This is a genomic window from Agrobacterium radiobacter (genome assembly GCF_040801995.1).
Classification (GTDB): Bacteria; Pseudomonadota; Alphaproteobacteria; order Rhizobiales; family Rhizobiaceae; genus Agrobacterium; species Agrobacterium radiobacter.
On sequence record NZ_JBEGHX010000002.1, the window covers coordinates 1,110,249 to 1,127,170 of the forward strand.

At 59.1% G+C, this 16,922-nt stretch carries 14 protein-coding genes; 9 read left to right on the top strand and 5 right to left on the bottom strand.

The window, feature by feature from the left end:
• Positions 1 to 60 precede the first annotated feature (60 nt).
• Positions 61 to 462, bottom strand: coding sequence for a tautomerase family protein (locus tag MRBLRC7O_RS18965; RefSeq protein ID WP_060723747.1), 402 nt, complete (start codon positions 460 to 462; stop codon positions 61 to 63).
• A gap of 89 nt (positions 463 to 551) precedes the next feature.
• Here MRBLRC7O_RS18965 and MRBLRC7O_RS18970 point away from each other — a divergent pair, with 89 nt between their 5' ends.
• A complete protein-coding gene (locus tag MRBLRC7O_RS18970; protein WP_060727550.1) occupies positions 552 to 1,394 on the top strand; it encodes a LysR family transcriptional regulator in 843 nt (280 codons plus the stop codon).
• A 147-nt stretch (positions 1,395 to 1,541) separates the two neighbouring features.
• Here MRBLRC7O_RS18970 and MRBLRC7O_RS18975 read toward each other — a convergent pair whose 3' ends face one another.
• On the bottom strand, positions 1,542 to 1,946 hold the full coding sequence (locus MRBLRC7O_RS18975) for a VOC family protein (RefSeq protein ID WP_060723749.1): 405 nt from the start codon (positions 1,944 to 1,946) through the stop codon (positions 1,542 to 1,544).
• A 27-nt stretch (positions 1,947 to 1,973) separates the two neighbouring features.
• Positions 1,974 to 2,309 (bottom strand): cupin domain-containing protein, encoded by a 336-nt coding sequence (locus tag MRBLRC7O_RS18980; RefSeq protein ID WP_003510203.1) that lies wholly within the window; start codon positions 2,307 to 2,309, stop codon positions 1,974 to 1,976.
• 148 nt (positions 2,310 to 2,457) lie between these two features.
• Between MRBLRC7O_RS18980 and MRBLRC7O_RS18985 the strand changes: the two genes are divergently transcribed.
• Positions 2,458 to 3,003, top strand: a complete 546-nt coding sequence (locus tag MRBLRC7O_RS18985) for a MarR family winged helix-turn-helix transcriptional regulator (RefSeq protein ID WP_111821098.1) — start codon at positions 2,458 to 2,460, stop codon at positions 3,001 to 3,003.
• An 89-nt stretch (positions 3,004 to 3,092) separates the two neighbouring features.
• Here MRBLRC7O_RS18985 and MRBLRC7O_RS18990 read toward each other — a convergent pair whose 3' ends face one another.
• A complete protein-coding gene (locus MRBLRC7O_RS18990) occupies positions 3,093 to 3,989 on the bottom strand; it encodes a LysR family transcriptional regulator (protein WP_003510199.1) in 897 nt (298 codons plus the stop codon).
• A gap of 105 nt (positions 3,990 to 4,094) precedes the next feature.
• On the opposite strand from MRBLRC7O_RS18990, the gene MRBLRC7O_RS18995 reads away from it, so the two are divergent.
• The 7 genes from MRBLRC7O_RS18995 to MRBLRC7O_RS19025 all read left to right on the top strand — a co-directional run bounded on the left by MRBLRC7O_RS18995 (position 4,095) and on the right by MRBLRC7O_RS19025 (position 11,294).
• Entirely contained in the window at positions 4,095 to 5,177 is a 1,083-nt protein-coding gene (locus MRBLRC7O_RS18995; protein ID WP_003510198.1) for a 4-oxalomesaconate tautomerase, read from the top strand.
• 48 nt (positions 5,178 to 5,225) lie between these two features.
• Positions 5,226 to 6,227 (top strand): ABC transporter substrate-binding protein, encoded by a 1,002-nt coding sequence (locus MRBLRC7O_RS19000; RefSeq protein WP_060723752.1) that lies wholly within the window; start codon positions 5,226 to 5,228, stop codon positions 6,225 to 6,227.
• A 63-nt stretch (positions 6,228 to 6,290) separates the two neighbouring features.
• Positions 6,291 to 7,058 carry an ABC transporter ATP-binding protein gene (locus MRBLRC7O_RS19005; protein ID WP_003510194.1) on the top strand — a complete coding sequence of 256 codons (768 nt, stop codon included), beginning with the start codon at positions 6,291 to 6,293 and terminating at the stop codon, positions 7,056 to 7,058.
• Positions 7,045 to 7,821, top strand: a complete 777-nt coding sequence (locus tag MRBLRC7O_RS19010; protein ID WP_060727547.1) for an ABC transporter permease — start codon at positions 7,045 to 7,047, stop codon at positions 7,819 to 7,821. The genes MRBLRC7O_RS19005 and MRBLRC7O_RS19010 overlap by 14 nt, the downstream gene beginning before the upstream one ends.
• A 116-nt stretch (positions 7,822 to 7,937) precedes the next feature.
• Positions 7,938 to 8,180: a hypothetical protein gene (locus MRBLRC7O_RS19015; protein ID WP_003510191.1), complete on the top strand. Its 243-nt coding sequence runs from the start codon at positions 7,938 to 7,940 to the stop codon at positions 8,178 to 8,180.
• A gap of 202 nt (positions 8,181 to 8,382) precedes the next feature.
• A complete protein-coding gene (locus MRBLRC7O_RS19020) occupies positions 8,383 to 8,958 on the top strand; it encodes a DUF1349 domain-containing protein (RefSeq protein WP_060727546.1) in 576 nt (191 codons plus the stop codon).
• A gap of 392 nt (positions 8,959 to 9,350) precedes the next feature.
• Positions 9,351 to 11,294 carry a methyl-accepting chemotaxis protein gene (locus MRBLRC7O_RS19025; RefSeq protein ID WP_060727545.1) on the top strand — a complete coding sequence of 648 codons (1,944 nt, stop codon included), beginning with the start codon at positions 9,351 to 9,353 and terminating at the stop codon, positions 11,292 to 11,294.
• A gap of 209 nt (positions 11,295 to 11,503) precedes the next feature.
• Here the strand turns inward: MRBLRC7O_RS19025 and MRBLRC7O_RS19030 are convergent, their stop codons facing one another.
• Positions 11,504 to 16,696, bottom strand: a complete 5,193-nt coding sequence (locus tag MRBLRC7O_RS19030; protein ID WP_112540336.1) for a beta strand repeat-containing protein — start codon at positions 16,694 to 16,696, stop codon at positions 11,504 to 11,506.
• Positions 16,697 to 16,922: the final 226 nt, after the last annotated feature.

Consider the following 16,922-nt stretch of genomic DNA (forward strand, 5'->3'; position numbering starts at 1 on the left):
TTTCGTATATCCGGGGCCGCGCCGCTGACTTTGTCGGCCTGCCTCATCTGGTTGCCGGCGTTATCCGTGCTTGCGCGCCCACCGCAGGTTCTGGGTTTGCCCGCCATAACCATAGGCGTCGCCATCAACAGCGTGAACCAGGACATAGCTCGCCTCGTGCACGGGGCCTACCAGCGCGTTCATCCCGTCATAGACCCGCCGGACCCATTCGGTCGTTTCATCCTTTATGTTGGTGTGCTCGGTAATCGAAACCTCGACATAGAAGCTTCCGATCTTCTGGTCGGCGACACTCGATCCGGCAATGATCCAGTCCTCGGGATCGGCACTCTCGACGAGAACCGCGGTGACGGCCGGGTCCTTGTGCAGGATTTCCGCCGTGAGGCGAGAGAGCAGCGCCGCGACTTCCAGCTTTGGGTCGCTTCCGTTTTGGGGTTTGGTGTAACGCGCTTTGATCATGGGCATGGTCTTGTCTCCTTGTTGCCGAGACACCTTGCGCAAATTTCTTCATAATGAGAAGATGAGGATAGATATTCCATACATAGTGATTTCATATGATTGATCTTGAGAGCGTTCGCCTGTTCATTTTCTCCGTCGAGCTCGGCAGCCTGACAAAGGCGGCGGAGGCGGCGGGAACCGTGCAACCGGTCGTCAGCCAAAAATTGAAGATGCTGGAGCAGCGTGTCGGCAGGCGTCTGATCGACCGTTCGCCGCGTCATCTGCGGCTCACGGAGGATGGTGAGGTGTTTCTGCCGAAGGCGCGCGAGCTGCTCGCCAAACACGAGGAAGCACTGACCTTCAATCATGAATCACCGCTGCACTTCAGCCTGGCTGCGAGTGACCATGCGATCGGGGGCCGCCTTTCGACGGCCATAAGAGCGGTGCGTGCGGCACTTCCTGCCAATGCGGTGATTGAAGTGAATGTAGGCTTTTCCCGGCACGTGAAGGAAAATTTCGCGTCCGGACAGGCGGACGCCGTCATTTTCAGGCGCAACGGCGGTGGCTCTGACGGCGAAATCCTGCGTACTGACAAGCTGGGATGGCGGGCCGCTCCAGACTGGCGGCCACGCGCGAACAGCGCCATCCCGCTGGTGTCGCTGGGAACCGGGTGTGGAGTCCGGGAAATTGCGGTGTCGGAGCTTAGAAGAGCCGGCGTGGATTGGCGCGATGCGTTCACCGCCGGAAGCTGCTCGGCGCTCCATGAAGGAATTCTTGCGGGAGCGGGTGTCGCGCCGCTCGGCGATATTAGCGCCCGTGGCCTGCCCGACAGGGGTGCGGAACTCGGGCTGCCTTCGTTGCCGCCTTCCGAGATCGTTCTTCTCTCCCGTGCAAGAACGCCGGCACACGCATCGGCGATCAGGGCGCTGGCCGCAGCCGTATCGGGCACCGGCGATTAGGTGAAGGGGCGGACGTGCTTTAGTTTCCGGCTGCTGTTCGTAGCCCACGGTCAAGTGCGAAGCGCCTTCCTGATATCAAAACCATTCGGGAGGCACGCTTTACGCTATCAATGGGGATCATCCCTTTGTGGATAACGTATAGTGACGTCAGCTCGCATTGCTCAAATCCATGTAAGCGGGTTCAAACTCGTGGCCATCGGGATCGGCGAAGGTGCGGAGATACATGAAACCCAGATCCTGCGGCTCTCGAACATCCGCCTGTCCGCCCGCTTTTGCCGCGGCGTCAACCATGGCATCCACCTCTTCGCGGCTGTCGCGCGAAAGAGCAATCAGCATGCCGTTTGTTTTGTGAGCATCGGCGATCGGTTTGGCGGTGAAGGTCTTGTAATAGTCATGCCGCAGTAGCTGGAATGTAATCGTGTCCGACCACACCATCGAACTTGCGTCTTCGTTGGAGAACTCCTCGTTCTTCACGCAGCCGATTGCCCCGTAGAAGGCGGTTGAAACAGCCAGGTCTTTGACCGGCAGGTTCAGGAAAATCATTCTGGCCATTGTCTTTCTCCTCTTGCTGGAACGGAATTACAGGAAGGTCTGCTGGAAGGTCTCACTCGGATGGATGCAGATGATCTCCAGCCGGTCCGTACCGATATTTTCGAAGCGATGGGGGATATTGGCAGGCCCGACGACGATGTCTCCCGACGAGCCCCGCGCCCTCTGATCGCCGATTGTGAACTCGGCCTCGCCTTTGCGCACCACCCAGGTTTCGGCATAGGGGTGAACATGCAGATCAGGGCCGCGACCCGGATCGGCATTGACGAGAAAGATGGATACGGCGCTTCCGTATTCGCATCCTTCATAACGCACTGTCCGGCTCTCGCCGGGCTTCGGCTCGTGATGACGGCGTATGGAAAACATCTGGTCTCCTCCCTGAGACAAAACTATCTTCGCGAGAAGATATATGTGCGATTTATCTTCCTGTCAAGATATCTATCTTCTCGCAAAGATATATTCACGGAGCAGGCAAAGCCGTATATGGTTTTCAGAGTGGTAATGGGGTGATGAGATGAAGCAGGCGATGCCGGACACGACGGCGGATCGGACGATTGAAACTGACAGGGAAGATCATGTGGATCGTCTCCGTGGCCAGTGGGTGCGGGAACTGCCTGATATCGATACCGAGCCGATGGCTATCTTCGGGCGCGCCAAACGGCTCAGCAACCTTCTGGCACCGTCAATAGAAGAGACATTCGCCGGCTTTGGTCTCGATCGCGGCGAGTTCGATGTTATTGCCACATTGCGCCGGTCGGGACCGCCCTACCAGCTGACGCCGACGGAGATGTACACGACGCTGATGCTCTCTTCAGGCGGCCTGACGCACAGGCTCGACCGGTTGGAAAAGGCCGGCCTCATCGAGCGCAGAAAATCGAAGCTTGATGGGCGCAGCGTCGTTGTGTGCCTTATGCCGGCCGGCATCGAGCTGGCGGAAAAGGCGTTTCGCCGGGACATGAGAAGCGAACTGAATTTCCTGCAGGGCCTCACTCCGGACGAGCGCGAGAACCTCGCGGCGCTGCTGAAAAAACTGGTGCTGGATATCGAGGCCCGGGTGTAGCTTCTGGTGCAAATCAGAGGCTGTTACCGCGCACCTACGGTTTGCGCCGCCACCAGCCGGGATGTCGTAGAAGGTATTTTCTAAAGAGATCATTGTGTTTTCCAGGTCTCGAGCAGCATCCTCACAAATTTTTCGGCGGCTGGGGAAAGAGCACTGCTTCGCCTTTGCACGATGCCGATCGTACGGGAGACCACCGGGTTGACGATCGGCCGGGTGATGAGGAATGGATGATCGTCCTGCGGCGTTGCCAGCCGCGGCAGGACTGAAATCCCAAGACCGGCTTCGACGAGACCGAGCGATGTGTTGAGATGCGTGACCTCATAAAACCAGTTCAATTTCAGATTGTGCCGTGCAAGCGCGCTGTCCAGAAGCGTCCTGTTGCCGCTTGAACGATCCACGACGACCAGCGGATAGGCCTCCAGCTGGTCCCACTCGATCGTTTCGAACGCTGCCAGAGGGTGGTCTTTTCGCATTGCCAGCACGAAGGGGTCATCGATGAGTGGCTCGAATGAAAGCTCGGGATCGGAATTGCCCATCAGGTTGATGCCGAATTCCACCTCGCCTCTGGCGACCGCCTGCAGACCCTCATTGGCTGTCAGATCCCTGATCCGCAGCCTTATGTGGGGATATTGCTGGCTGAAGGTCTTGATAACGGTCGGAAGAAAGTAAAAAGCGGCAGTGGGGACGCAGGCCATCGTAATAAGCCCGCGCCTTTGCGCGCCGTCCTTCATGGCAAAAAGCGATCCGTCAAATTCCTCGAGCATACGCCGGACGAGCGGCATGACTTCCTGCCCCATGGCGGTAGGCGCGACGTGGCGCGTCGTTCTTTCCAGAAGTGGCGCCCCGATGGCCTGCTCCAGTTTCTGGATGCGGCGGGTGAGCGCCGGTTGCGAGATGTGCAGCGCCTCGGCGGCCCTGTGGAAACTGGCGAGTTCAACCACCGCTTGAAATGCCCGCAGATCCAGAATTTCACAATTGATGCTCATAACGCAATAAAACTCCAAAACATTGCATTTAACAGATTAGACTCTTTTGCTCATATTGCAACAACACGGCGTATTGATCCGCCAAATGCAATATTGAGGCAACCCATGAACGATCTGCTGAAGATACCCTGTGTGCTGATGCGCGGTGGAACGTCGCGTGGACCGTTCTTTCTTGCATCCGATCTTCCGCGTGATCGAGCAGACCGGGACGCGGCCCTTCTTTCCATCATGGGGTCGGGCCATCCGTTGCAGATCGACGGCATTGGCGGGGGCAATCCGGTCACGTCCAAAGTTGCGATTATCGGACCTTCCACGGTCAGGGGCGCCGACATAGATTATCTGTTCGCACAGGTTCGGACCGACAGGCAGTATGTCGACTATTCGCCAAACTGCGGAAACATGCTGGCCGCCGTCGGCCCCTTCGCCATCGAAGCGGGGCTTGTCGAAGCGCAGGGCAACGATACTCTTGTGAGAATTCATAACGTGAATACCGGCAAGCTGATCGAGGCGAAGGTCCCGACACGCGGCCGCGAGGTTATTTATCTCGGCGACGCCTCGATCGACGGTGTTCCGGGCCTGGCGGCGCCCATCGCGTTGACATTCATGGATGCAGCAGGTGCGAAAACCGGCAAGCTGCTGCCCACCGGAAAGCCGGTTGACGTGATCGATGGGGTCAACGTGACTGCCATAGACTGCGCCATTCCGATGGTTCTCATCCGCGCAGCAGATCTCGGCATGACGGGTTACGAGGATCCGCAAACCCTGAGCGCCAACAAAGACCTTATTGAACGGATGACGCGCATCCGCATTGAGGCTGGAAAGTTGATGGGAATGGGTGATGTAAAAGACATGGTCATTCCGAAACCGGTGCTCGTTGCGCCCGCCCGTAAAGGTGGCACTCTCTCGGTACGGTACTTCATGCCCAACGAGTGTCATCCTGCATTGGCGACGACCGGTGCTGTTGGCATCGCAACGGCGGCTGTCACCAAAGGCTCCGTCGCATATGATGTGGCCGGAGGTCTTTCGGTGCCCACCCAGATCCGCATCGAACATCCCGCCGGCTGCCTCGACGTGCAGCTGGAAATGCGAAACGGCGCAATAACGGCCGGACTTGTAAGAACGGCGCGCAGGCTTTTCGAAGGCTTTGCCTTCGCCAAACCAACCGCTGCGATTGAAGACGCAGCCTAGACGCGGCCATAGTGGCGCAAAATATAGTTAAACCGGGAGGAGACCCTTATGCGTAAATATCTGCTTGCAACCGCCGCGCTCTGTGCGCTGGCGGCATCCGCCAATGCCGAATCCGTCAGAATGAGCGTTGGCTCGTATAACCTCAACAACCTGCCTTTCCCCGTGGCCGCCAGTCTAGGCTTCTACAAGGAGGAAGGCCTTGATGTAACGACCGAGAACTTTGCCCAGGGCGGCTCGAAGGTGCTTCAGGCACTGGTTGCCGGTTCCACCGACGTTGCCGTGGGTTTCTACGATCATACGATCCAGATGCAGTCGCAGAACAAGCACGTGGTCGGCTTCGTGCAGCTCGCCCGTAACTCGGGTCTGGTTCTCGCCGGCAAGAGCGACACCGATTTCGATCCGGCCAAGCCCGAGACGATCAAGGGCAAGAAGGTCGGCATCACGTCGCCCGGCTCCTCTTCGGACTTCTTCATTCGCTACTACATGAAGCAGCATAATCTCAGCGACAACGACATTTCCATCATCGGTGTCGGTTCGGGCGCTGCGGCCGTTGCAGCCCTGCAGCAGGGCAAGATCGATCTGCTCGTCAATTACGACCCTGCCGCGACCATCGTCGTGGAGCGCGGGCTCGGCAAGATCCTCATCGATGCCCGTAGTGATCAGGGCGCCAAGGATGTCTACGGCGGCATCTATCCGACATCAGTTCTTTACGCGACGCAGGATTATATCAACGCCAATCCCGAAGTGATCCAGAAGGTCACCAATGCAACGGTTCGGGCTCTGCACTGGATGAAGCAGCATTCTGCGGAAGAAATCGTCGCAAAGCTTCCCGATGATTTCGTGTCCGGAGACAAGCAGACCTATATCAAGGCAGTTGAAGCGGCCAAGGCGATCTTCTCCGAAGATGGCAAGTTTGAGCCTGCCGATCTCGAAACGCCGCTGGCCGTCCTGAAAAGCTTCAACGATGCGGTCGCAAAGGCGACGATCGACCTCAACACCACCTACACCAACAAGTTCGTCGAGGCCGCGGCCTCGAAGGCCGCAAACTGAGAGGCCGCCATGTCTTCGCCAGCCAGAAAGCTAGAACCCGTGACGGAACTCAAACCCCAGCCGATGGTGGCAATCGACGACGTGACCATGGCGTTCGGTTCGTTTGTTGCCGTGCAAAACGTAAATCTCAAGGTCGGCGATGGCGAGTTTCTCTCCATCGTTGGGCCGACGGGATGCGGAAAGTCCACCATTCTCAACGCCATCGCGGGCCTGTTGAAGCCAGCGCAGGGCAAGGTTTCCATCGACGGTTCGCTCGTCAAGGGCGTACAGAACAACATCGGATATCTGTTCCAGCAGGACGCGCTTCTTCCCTGGAAGACCGCGTTTCAGAATGTCGAGCTTGGCTTGATGTTCCGCGGCGTTCCCGAAAATGAGCGGCGCGCCAAGGTTCAGGCCTGGCTTGAAAAGGTTGGCCTGAAGGGTTTCGGAGACCGTTTTCCGCACCAGCTCTCCGGTGGACAGCGCAAACGCGTGCAGATGGCGCAGGCGCTCATTACCGAGCCGAAGGTCATCCTGATGGATGAACCCTTCTCCGCATTGGATATTCATACCCGCCACCTCATGCAGAACGAATTGCTGCGCCTGTGGCAGGAGGATCGCCGTGCGGTGGTGATGATCACCCATGATCTGGAAGAGGCGATTGCGCTCGGAGACCGGGTTGTCGTTCTCGCTGCAGGCCCGAAAAGCCGAGTCATCGAGAGTTTCCCTGTCGATCTTGAACGGCCCCGCAACGTTGCGGAAATCAAACTCGATCCAAAATTCATGACGCTCTATCGCGATATATGGGCGTCCCTGCGTGGCGAAGTGGAGAAAAGCTATGCAAGCCGCTAATGTTCGTATCATCCAGATCGTTCTTCTGGTCGTGCTCTTGGGCGGGTGGCAGCTCGGTGTCACCTCGGGCGCCATCGACCGCTTCTTCTTTCCCGCGCCCTATGACATCGTCAAACAGGTGATTGACTGGGTTGCCGATGCCGGTTTTTACAAGCATGTCGGCATCACGCTGAGCGAAACGGTGCTTGGCTATCTCATCGGAACAGGTCTCGGCGTCGGCGCCGGCGTCTGGCTGGGCCTCAGCCCCTTCGTCGCCCGGGTGCTTGATCCGTTCATCAAGGCCGTGAATGCCATTCCGCGTGTCGTTCTGGCCCCGATCTTCGTGCTCTGGCTCGGTCTTGGCCTGTGGTCGAAGGTTGCGCTTGCGGTTACGCTCGTCTTCTTCGTCACGTTCTTCAACGCCATGCAGGGCGTGCGCGAAGTGAACCCGGTCGTGCTTTCCAATACCCGCATTCTTGGTGCGAAGCGCTCGGATCTGCTGCGTCATGTCTATTTCCCGGCGGCGGCGAGCTGGATCTTATCGTCGTTGCGCACTTCCGTCGGATTTGCGGTGGTCGGCGCAATCATCGGCGAATATCTGGGAGCTTCCGCTGGCCTCGGTTACCTGATCGCCCGCTCGGAAGGAAACTTCGATGCGGTCGGCGTTTTTGCGGGCATCATCATCCTCGCGGTCTTTGTTCTTGTTATTGACCTCATTCTGGACTTTGCGGAGAAGAGGTTGATTACCTGGCGACCGAATGCAGGCGAGGAGCGTCCTGCGTAAGCGGACTGAAACAGGAATATTCCGTCGGGGGCGGTCCTTGATCGCCCCTTTTAAATGCCTGAGCCTTGCACGCAAAATAGGGCGTTCAAATCCTTCCATCCGCTAGACCAATTGCGATGCTGGACATCTATTGCGCCGATTTCGACACCGCCTTCATGCCGCCGGACTCGGGCTGCCTCGAACTCGCCGGCTCCATCGATCTTGATGCGCACCGTTTGCTTGCGGCCCTGTTCGACAAGGGCCGGCAGGCTTGCGCGGACCTCAGCTACTTCGACGACGCGCTGCTTGAACCCGCGCAGGTCGCGATATTGCTGAACATCCTCCTGATAAACGAATATGTTCTGAAAGGTAACGCGTGAAGGCAGATGGCGAGCTCTCTTCTGGCTTGCCTTTGGCGAGATGCTCCTATTGGCCGGAGGCTTTACGCTGCTTTTGCTTGTGCTGCTGGTGCCTTCGCGGCTTCTAAGCTTGCCGATCGCAGATGCGTGTGTGCTGGCCAGCCAACCTCTCTCGACGTATAACTCCACCGATTCCGTCGTATGAACGAAGCTAGGGATACCCATGTTCGAGAGGTGTGTTTGGCATAATGAGCCGCAGCAATGGTCGCTCGATAACCAGGTCCTCTACGTAACCACTGATAAAGGCTCCGATTTCTGGCGTGAGACCTACTATGGCTTTACGCGGGATAGCGGGCACTTCTTCGGAATGGAATGGCAGGGGGATTTCACCGCTTCATTGCGGATCCATGGACGTTATGAGGAACTGTACGATCAGGCAGGGATCATGGTCCGGATCGATGAGTCACACTGGATCAAGGCAGGCATCGAGTTGTCGGACGGTGTTGCCTGCATCGGCAATGTGCTGACTCTGGGTCGCTCGGACTGGTCCACAACTGCCTACGCAGGCGACGCGTCTGATCTGTATCTGCGCGTCACCGTTGCGGATGGCGTGCTGCGCGTTCAAACATCCGCTGATGGAATCCGCTGGCCTCTTCTGAAACTTTGCCCGTTTCCAAAATCGCAATTTTATCAGGTCGGGCCCATGTGCTGCACACCGGAGCGCGAGGGGCTGGAGGTCAGGTTTTCCGAGTTCCGTGTTGGACCTCCGCTCGGCAAAGCCCTTCATGACCTGACGTGAGAAATATCCGAAAAATCATCCGTTGCGGGGCTGAGTCACCGCGGTGTCGGTCAGCCTTGCGGCGTCGGTTTCCGGCATAGCCGCAGAGGCCGCCGCTACACGTGAAAATGATGCCTGAACGGGTTTGCGGTGCAGCGGATTGTCAGCAATTGCATAGTCCGGGTAACACTTCATTTAGTGATTTTGTGAAATCTAAAATACGCAGGTTCCAAGGTTTCATCGGCGGAGCCGGTAGAACAAGTGAAGCCTCCTCGACCTGCCTGGCGGCGGTTCGAAAATGGCGCTCGCTTGTCGCCCTATGAGGAGGGGCAACAGCTACCCGCGATGTTTCATCATATATTCCCCGGCCTCCCGCGAGGGCGGCTGGAGGAGTGCTTGCCTTGAGGCCATTCATGTCTTTCCTGAAGAATACCAAGATAAAAACGAAGGTCGTTTTTGTCATCTCGCTGATGAGCCTAATGTCGCTTTCCGGAATAAGCTACGTCAGCCTGCAATATCAAAAAACCGACAACGTCTATAGCGACTTCATCGGCCATGAGGCCCTTGCTGCGGTTCTGAACGCCAGAACCAGCGGAAACCTCAATGCGCTCGGCATGCAGATGCTTCGCGCCAGCCTCAACGACCCGGCCAGTGGTGATTTCGAAGCTGCCGTCAAAACCTTCAGAGCCGACCGGAAGCAGCTCGAGGAACGCCAGAACAAGATCATGGAGCTGGTGCCGGCGCGCACGGATGCCGCCCGCGATATCCTCAAGGGTGTTGTCGAAGTCGAAGAGATCGGCAATCAGGTCATCGCCCTCATGCAGGCAGGGCAACGCGCCGAAGCGCAGCAGATGGCGCTCAACGTGCTTCGAAAAATTGCCGAAGTCTCGCCAAAGATCAGCGCTGGCAATGAGCAGCTCATCCAGGTCATGAATGAGGGGAGAGAGCGCCTCACAGCCAGCACCAATACGACGATCTGGACGGGTTTGATTACGCTCGCGCTCGTTTCTCTGGCTGTGATCGCACTTGGCCTGCTTGTTTCCTCCCGAGGCATCACCACCCCGATTGCGCGGCTTCGTGCACGCATGGAATCGCTGGCGGCGGGTGATACGGCGAGCGAAATCGCCGGAATGGATCGCAGGGATGAAGTTGGCCAGATGGCCGCCGCCGTTCAGGCATTTCGCGAAGGCGCAATCGAGCGCCTCCGGCTTGAGAATGAAACGGAGGCCAACCGGTCGACTTCGGAAAAGGACCGGATCGAGCGCGAGAAACAGAAGGCCAGGGAAGCTGCCGATGTACAGTTTGCCGTCGACAATCTTGCCACAGCCCTTTCGAAGATTGCCCAGGGCGACGTTACCTACCGGATCGTTCAGCCATTCGTCTCCGGCCTTGACGGTATCCGTGGTGATTTCAACCGGGCTGCGGAGCAGTTGCAGTCGACCTTGAGCCAGGTGGCGCAGAACGCACGCGGCATTGATGCCGGCGCCAACGAGATCAGGTCTGCGGCAGACGATCTGGCGAGACGCACGGAGCAGCAGGCCGCCGCCGTTGAAGAGACTGCGGCTGCGCTGGAAGAGATCACCACGACGGTGAAAGACGCCACGAAACGGGCGCAGGAAGCGGGTCACCTCGTCGGCCGCGCAAAAGTCGGCGCTGAAAAGTCCGGGGAGGTGGTGCAGCAGGCCGTCGCGGCAATGGAGCAGATCGCGACATCCGCCAATGAGATTTCCAACATTATCGGCGTGATCGACGAGATCGCGTTCCAGACCAACCTTCTGGCGCTGAATGCGGGCGTTGAAGCAGCCCGTGCGGGAGAGGCGGGCAAGGGTTTTGCCGTTGTCGCGCAGGAGGTTCGCGAACTGGCGCAGCGCTCCGCCGGTGCCGCCAAGGAGATCAAGAACCTGATCACGACATCGAACGGTCAGGTTCAGCAGGGTGTACAGCTGGTTGGCGAAACCGGCAGGGCGCTGGAACTGATCGTGACGGAGGTGAAGGAAATCAACCGGCACGTTGCGGCCATCGCGGAATCGGCGCAGGAGCAATCCTCAGGTCTTCAGCAGATCAATACGGCCGTGAACCAGATGGATCAGGACACCCAGAAGAACGCCGCCATGGTGGAAGAAAGCACTGCCGCCAGCCACGGCCTTGCGCGCGAGGCGTCTTCGCTGAACGGGCTCATCGCCCAGTTCAAACTGTCGGAAGGTTCGTTCAGCGAGGCCGCTGCGCCAGTGCGTTCGGCTTCACCTGCCGACAGGCCCGCTCGTTCTCCCGCCCGCGCCCTGGGCGGCAGGATCAAGGCTGCGTTTTCCGGCAATGCGGCACTGAATACCGCGGCGGATAATTGGGAGGAGTTTTGATCCCTGTCCCGCTCTTATGCCGGCCTCAGCTGAGGGACTGAAAGCACCGCTTTGAACATTGGCACCGGGGATCGGAGGTTTTGGAACCTGATCCCCGGTGTTCTGCTTTTGGGCGACATGAGCCCGGAACTGCCATCCATCTATGCGCTTGCATGGTGGTCAAGCCGGCTGGGGCTTCACCGGTTTTCAGGTCTGCTCGCGAGCGAAAGTCAGACGTCCAGGTAGGACAAAATGGTTGCAGCGACGTCAGACGCCTCCTGCGTCTCACTCGAAGCGTTCGCTGATGTGTCGGTCCCGGCCGCACTGTCCGGGGTCGCAGCCTGCTGCTCGGTGGTTGAGATGAAGGAGGCGATATCCTGCACGGAGCTGTTTGTGGGCTTTGCGCTATTTAATGCCGTAACCTGCGCCGAGGTCATGGCGGCGATCTGACCTGGCGTGAAGGCGGCCGCCTGGGATGTTGTCAAGGCAGCGAGCGTACCGGTGCTCAATCCCGAGATCGCGCTCGAACTCAAGCTAATGATCTGCTCGGTGGAAAATGTTGTGAGGTCGTCGCCGCCAAGCGCGGCTGCCTGCATCGCATTGAGGGCGCTGACCTGGGACAGTGACAGCGCTCCGATTTGCGCAGATCCCATTGCCGCCATCTGGCCGTAGCTCAGCGAGGCCACCTGGCTTGTCGTCAAGGCGGCGATCTCCTGAGGCGACAGGGACGCTACAACGGCGGTGGACAACCCCCTGATCGCCGTCGAATTGATGGCAGCAAGCTCGCCGGTCGAGAATGTTGCCAGATCTTCAGTCGTCAACCCCGCAAGTCCGGCCGAACTTAATGCGGTGATCTGGCTTGTAGAGAGTGCTTCGATCTGATCCCTGCCAAGGGCGTTGATCTGATCGCCAGTCAATCCGGCGACGCCAGCCGTACTGAGGGCTGCGACCTCAGCGGTGGAAAGAGCGGCGATAAAGCCCGTGGACAGTCCCTTTATCGCGCTTGAGCCGATCGCGGCGAGTTCTTCTGTCGAGAAGGTTTCCAGCATCTCCGCAGACAGGCCCTTGAGTGCATCCGAATTCAACGATGCGATCTGACGGGTGGATAATGCCTGAACCTGTTCAATGCTCAACGCGCCGGTCTGCGCGCTGCCAAGGCCTGCGATCGCCTTGGCGTCCAGAGCAGCTATCTGGTTTACGGAAAGGGAGGCGATGTCGGCCGTATCCAAAGCCGCAACCTGTTTGGAGGTGAGGGCGGCGATCTGGGCATTGGTCAGCGCGTTCACCTGACCGGTGCCGAGGGCGGCGATCTGGTCCGTGGTCAGGCCCGGCATTGCCGCCGCACCCAAGGCTGCGATCTGAGCTGTCGTCAGCGAAGCGATCGTTGCTGCCGACAGGCCCGAGACCGCACTCGAGCTGATGGCAGCCAGCTCAGCGGCGGTGAATGTATCGAGATCATCGGCGCCAAGGGCCGCAATCTGTTTCGAACCGAGAGCACCGATCTGAGCGCTGGTGAAGGCCTCGACCTGAGCGGTGTTGAGGGCCGTGATCTGATCAGCGGTCAGGCCTGCCGCGCCCGCCGTGCTGAGGGCCACGATCTGGGCTGCTGAAAGCGAGGCGATGCCGGCTACGCTGAGAGCCGCAACCTGCTTGGAGGTGAGGGCGCCGACCTGGGCGCTGGTGAGGGCCTCGACCTGGGTGATGCTGAGTGCCGCGATCTGGTCGGTGGTCAGGCCGGGTAGCGCCGCCGTGCCCAGGGCCGCGATCTGAGCTGTCGTCAGCGAAGCGATTGCAGCCGTCGACAGGCCCGAGATTGCACTCGAGCTGATGGCAGCCAGTTCGGCGGCGGTGAATGTATCAAGATCATCGGCGCTAAGCGCCGCAATCTGTTTTGCGCTGAGAGCACCGATCTGAGCACTGGTGAGGGCCTCGACCTGAGCGGTGTTGAGGGCCGCGATCTGGTCAGTGGTCAGGCCCGTTATGCCCGCCGTGCTGAGAGCGGCTATCTGGGTTGCCGAAAGCGAGGCGATGCTGGCCACGCTGAGAGCGGCAACCTGTTTGGAGGTGAGGGCGCCCACCTGGGTACTGATCAGGGCGTCCACCTGATCACTGGTCAGGACGGCGACCTGTCCGGTGTTCAGTCCACCAATGCCGGCCGTGCTCAACGCTGCGATCTGAGCCGTGGTCATCGACGCCACGGTTTCCGCTGACAGACCTGGGATGGCATTCGAACTGATCGCCGCGATGTCCTTGGTCGAGAACGTTGCTATGTCATCCGTACTCAAGACTGCAATCTGTTTCGAGCTGAGAGCACCGACCTGGATATCGGTCAGGGCCTCGACCTGCGTGGTGTCGAGGGCCGCGATCTGATCAGTGGTCAGGCCCGTTATACCGCCGGTGCTGAGGGCGGCGATCTGGGCCGCCGAAAGCGAGGCAATGTCAGCCACGCTGAGAGCCGCAACCTGTTTGGAGGTGAGCGCAGCAATCTGGGTATTGGTCAGAACGTCCACCTGATCGCCAGTCAAGGCGGCGACCTGTCCCGTGCTCAGCGCGCCGATGCCGGCCGTACTCAGCGCGGCGATCTGCGCTGTTGTCAGCGACGCTATGGTTTGCGTTGACAGGCCCGGGACCGCATTCGAACTGAGCGCGGCAATGTCTCTGGTCGAGAACGTTGCGATATCGTCTGCGCCCAGGGCCGCTACCTGCGTCGAGCTGAGTGCGCCGACCTGGGCGCTGGTCAAGGCCTCGACCTGAGCGGTACTCAAGGCGGCGACCTGCCCGGTGCTCAGTGCGTCAATGCCCGCCGTGCTCAGCGCTGCAATCTGGGCTGTCGTCAGCGACGCCATGGTTTCCGTTGATAAACCCGCGACCGCATTCGGACTGATCGCGGCGATGTCCTTGGTCGAGAATGTTGCAATGTCGTCCGCGCTCAAGGCCGCTATCTGTTTGGAGCTGAGAGCGCTGACCTGGGCGGTGGTCAAGGCCTCGACCTGGGCGATGCTCAGGGCGGCGATCTGCACGGTGCTCAACGCAGCGATGCTTTGCATATTCAGGGCGGCAATCTGGGCTGTCGTCAGGGAGGCGATGGTCTCCGCCGACAATCCTGAGATCGCACTTGAACTGATCGCGGCGATGTCCTTGGTCGTGAATTTCGCCAGATCGTCCGTTCCCAGCTGCGCAATCTGTGTGGAGCCGAGATTGACGATCTGCGCACTCGTCAGGGCTTCAGCCTGGCTGGTGCTGAGGGTCGCCAGTTGCTGCGAGCTAAGTCCCGCAATGCCCGCAGCGCTCAGGGAGGCAATCTGGGCGGTTGAAAGAGCGGCTATGTCGTCTGTACCAAGGGTGGCGACCTGTGCCGCGCTCAGCCGCCCCATCTGCTTGGTCGACAGTCTGGAAACCTGATCGGTGCTGAGGGCGGCGATCTGGCTGCTCGAAAGTCCGACGATGCCAGAGGTGCTCATTGCCGCGAGCTGGGCGACGGAAAGCGATGCGATATTGTCCGTGCTCAATGCCGCAATCTGTCCCGAGCTGAGAGCTCCGATCTGGACGGTGGTCAAGGCCGAGAACTGATCGATGCTGAGGGCTGCAATCTGATCCGTGGTCAGACCCTTGACGCCCGCAGCACTCAACATGGCTGTTTGGTTGGTGGACAAGGCGGTCACATCGTTGCCGAGAGCGGCGACCTGTGCTGCGCTCAATGCCTTGATCTGCGCGGCGGATAGAAGGCTGACCTGATTGCCGCTCAGGGCTTCGATCTGGTCGGAGGTCAGGCCGGTAATAGCACTGGTGCTCAGGGCACCGATCTGAGCCGTGGTAAGGGCTGCGATAACATCCGTGTTCAGGCCCGGCATGGCTCTATTGGTGATGGCTGCGATATCGGCGGTCGAGAATGTCGCCAGATCTTCAATGCTCAGGGCCGCAATTTGCGTTGAACTCAGTGACTTCACCTGTGTCGGCGACAGGGCCTCGACCTGGCCGGTGCTCAATGCTTCGACCTGATCGGCCGTCAGGCCGGCGATGGCGCTGGTGGTCAGGGCTGCGATCTGGGCGGTGGTCAGCGCCGCGATTGCGTCCGTGCTGAGGCCGGCCATGGCCTTACTCGTGATCGCCGCAATATCGGCGGTCGAGAATGTTGCTATGTCCTCCGCGCTCAGAGCCGCAAGTTGTACCGAGTTCAGCAGCTTCACCTGCGCCGAGGACAGGGCTTCGACCTGCTGGGTACTAAAGGCTTCGATCTGATCGGCGATCAGGTTTGCGATCACCCCTGTGTTGAGGGCGGCAATCTGAGCGGTTGACAGGGCCTCGATCTGAGCAGCGCTCAGGGCCTGGAATTGCGCGACGCCAAGCGCGTTCATCTGGGCCGTCGTCAATGCGGCGACCTGATCTCTGGTAAGCGCGCCGATCGTCTCCGTGCCCAGACGTGGCATGGCTTTGGCGGTAATCTCCGCGATATCGGCGGTTGAGAATGTCGCTATATCCTCCGCACTCAGGGCCACGAATTGTGCCGCACTCAACGATCTCACCTGTGCCGGTGACAGGGCTTCGACCTGGCTCGTGCTTAAGGCGGCGATGTGCGTTGTTTTGAGCGCGGCAATCTGAGCCGTCGTCAATGCGGCGATCTGGGCGGTGCTCAGGCTTTCGATATGGTCGATTGTCAGACCCGCAATCGCACTTGCATTGAGGGCGGCGATCCGATCAGGCGCAAACTCTGCGATTGCTTCGGTGCTGAGGCCCGGCATGGCTTTGACGGTAATCGCCGCGATGTCGGCGGTGGAGAATGTCGCTATGTCATCTGTGCCGAGGGCCGCGAGTTGCATCGAGCTCAACACCCTGACCTGTGCCGGCGTAAGGGCTTCGGCCTGATCCGGGCTCAGGACCGCGATCTGGTCGGTTGTCAGGCTTGCAACGGCGCTTGTGCTCAGGGCCGCGATTTGATCCGGGGTCAGACCTGCAATCACTTCCGTGCTCAGGCCCGGCACGGCTCTGTTCGTGATCGCGGCCATATCAGCGGTTGAGAATGTTGCGATATCTTCCGCGCTCAGGGCGGCAATTTGCGTCGCACTGAGGGCGCGCACCTGAGATGAGGTCAAAGCCTCCGCTTGATCGGTCGTCAGGGCCTGAAGCTGGGTGGTGGTGAGCGCAGAAACCTGGCTCGAATTCAGACTTTTAATGGCGTATTGATCGAGAATATTGAGTTGATCCAGCGTCAGGCCAACGATGGCGACCTGCGAAATGGCGCTCAACTGTTGCGAGTTGAGGACTTTGACATCCTCTACATCCAACGCCGCGATCTGAGCCGACGAGAGCGCTTTGATCTGCGTTGTGGAAAGCGACGCCACGTCGTCGGTTGTCCAGGCTGCGACCGCCTCTGTCGAAAGATATCTGATCTGATTGACATTCAGGGAAGAAATGATCGACGTCATGTCTGAAAAATCCTAAAGTCCAAGCTTAACAGGTGGATTTTCCGCCCAAGCCCCCCCAAAGGGGCATCGGTTATTCGGGTCCACCATTTTTCAGATGTTGATTACGCAATCGGGCTTGCCTGAACCTGAAGTTGCTACGTCTCAGCCGATCTCCCTTTGCGATACTTGTCTTTAACGCCGCCGGCGAGGGACGTTATGCCGTCGCGGCAAAACGTCGGCGAGCTCC